A 1,777-nucleotide genomic window follows, 5' to 3' on the forward strand; every position below is an offset into this window, starting at 1 on the left:
CCTGGCGATCGGCATCCTGATCGTGATGCCGGAACTGAAGATGCCGGCGCTGACCCAGTTCGCCGACGGCACGGGCCCGGTGTGGAAGGGCAGCATGTTCCCGTTCCTGTTCATCACCATCGCCTGCGGTGCGGTATCGGGCTTCCATGCGCTGATCAGCTCGGGCACCACGCCCAAGCTGCTGGCCAATGAAGGCCATGCCGCTTACATCGGCTACGGCGGCATGCTGATGGAATCGTTCGTGGCAATCATGGCCATGGTGGCGGCTTCGATCATCGAGCCGGGCATCTACTTCGCCATGAACAGCCCGGCCGCCATCATCGGCACCGACGTGGTGCATGCGGCGCAGGTCGTGACCAACTGGGGCTTTGCGATCACCCCGGAGCAGTTGACCGCCACCGCCTCCGAGATTGGCGAAAGCACTATCCTGTCGCGCGCCGGCGGTGCACCGACCCTTGCGGTAGGTATCGCGCAGATCCTGCATGCGGTGCTGCCGGGCGAAGGCATGATGGCCTTCTGGTACCACTTCGCCATCCTGTTCGAAGCCCTGTTCATTCTGACCGCCGTTGATGCCGGCACCCGTTCGGGCCGCTTCATGCTGCAGGACCTGCTGGGCAATTTCGTGCCGGCGCTGCGCCGCACCGACTCGTGGGTCGCCAGCTTCATCGCTACCGGCGGCTGCGTGGCGCTGTGGGGTTACTTCCTGTACCAGGGCGTGACCGACCCGCTGGGCGGTATCAACATGCTGTGGCCGCTGTTCGGCATCGCCAACCAGATGCTGGCCGGCGTGGCGCTGCTGCTGTGCACCGTGGTGCTGTTCAAGATGAAGAAGGACAAGTACGCCTGGGTGCCGTTGCTCCCGGCCATCTGGCTGTTGATCTGCACCACTGCGGCCGGCTTCATCAAGATCTTCTCCGACATCCCGGCAGTGGGCTTCCTGGCCCAGGCGCACAAGTACCGCGACGCCATTGCCGCCGGTGAGCTGCTGGCACCGTCGAAGAACTTCGACCAGATGCACCAGGTGATGGTCAACAACTACATCAACACCGCCCTGACCGCGCTGTTCCTGTTCGTGGTGTTTGCGGTGCTGGTGTATTCGATCAAGACCATCGCTGCCGCACGTCGCTCGCCGACGCGTACCGACAAGGAAACGCCTTATGTGGCATTGAAGCCGCACGAGGTTGACCTGTAATGGGTACCGAGCTGGTCCCCGTCGGCCAGTACCAGACGTTCCGCCGTACGTGGCGGCGTCTGGTGCAGACCGCGCGGCTTTGCTGCGGCGTGCCGGACTACGACAACTATGTCCGGCACATGCAGGAGAAGCATCCCGACCGCGAGGTCATGGATTACAAAACCTTCTTCCGCGAACGTCAGGAAGCCCGCTTCGGCGGCAGGAGCGGCTTCCGCTGCTGCTGATATCAGCAGGTGGTGGAACAGAAAAGGCGGCGCCAATGGCGCCGTCTTTTTTTTGTAGTGCCGAGCCATGCTCGGCAAGGGGGCGTTATCGGCAAAGCCCCTGCCGAGCATGGCTCGGCGCTACCTATGGAAGCCACGCTGCTCGGGAGGCGCTGTGCACCTCGGACTACTCGTGGAATGCCCCGGATGCGCTGCGCTTATCCGGGCTACGTTCGGACACCGCGTGCAAACCGGCGCCATCGGTGCCGTCTTTTCTTTTGTAGTGCCGAGCCATGCTCGGCAAGGGGACGTTATCGGTGAAGCCTATGCCGAGCATGGCTCGGCACTACCTATGGAAGCCGCGCTGCTCGGGAGGCGCTGT

The 1,777-nt window shown here is 63.2% G+C and carries 2 protein-coding genes; both read left to right on the forward strand.

Annotation, left to right across the window (positions count from 1 at the left end; all coding sequences use genetic code 11):
* Window positions 1-1,192: carbon starvation CstA family protein (locus RT460_RS19475; protein ID WP_313321372.1), on the forward strand; the 1,192-nt coding region annotated here is incomplete at its 5' end.
* Window positions 1,192-1,416 carry a CstA-like transporter-associated (seleno)protein gene (locus RT460_RS19480; RefSeq protein WP_312366506.1) on the forward strand — a complete coding sequence of 75 codons (225 nt, stop codon included), beginning with the start codon at window positions 1,192-1,194 and terminating at the stop codon, window positions 1,414-1,416. The genes RT460_RS19475 and RT460_RS19480, both read left to right, overlap by 1 nt.
* The last annotated feature ends 361 nt before the right edge of the window (window positions 1,417-1,777 follow it).

It is taken from the genome of Stenotrophomonas sp., assembly GCF_032061965.1.
In the GTDB taxonomy this organism is placed as follows: domain Bacteria; phylum Pseudomonadota; class Gammaproteobacteria; order Xanthomonadales; family Xanthomonadaceae; genus Stenotrophomonas.